This is a genomic window from Burkholderia sp. SIMBA_051, from assembly GCF_046534915.1.
Classification (GTDB): domain Bacteria; phylum Pseudomonadota; class Gammaproteobacteria; order Burkholderiales; family Burkholderiaceae; genus Burkholderia; species Burkholderia ambifaria.
Map to the genome: position 1 here is coordinate 1 of NZ_JAWRXS010000811.1, position 240 is coordinate 240.

1 protein-coding gene is annotated in these 240 nt (G+C 38.8%); it reads left to right on the forward strand.

Annotated elements, in window-relative coordinates:
* Positions 1-240: hypothetical protein (locus tag SB771_RS36700; RefSeq protein ID WP_410722246.1), on the forward strand; the 240-nt coding region annotated here is incomplete at both ends.

The following is a 240-nucleotide window of genomic DNA, read 5'->3' on the forward strand; positions in this document are numbered from 1 at the left end:
CTATCGCAGAACGAAGACGGAACGAAAGCGGTACGAAGTCGGAACTATATCAAGAATTAAAGAATTTAAGAATTAAAGAAGAAGAGGAAAAGAGAGCCTCAGTAGAAAATGATCTAACTCCTTTCCAGCAAATCGAAGAAAAGTACTTATCACGAAAAGGTGGGTTGATGTTAACACCAAAAGATTCAGCTGCCATTGAAAGGATTCTCAAGGAGCGAATCCCACTTGAAGAAATATTGG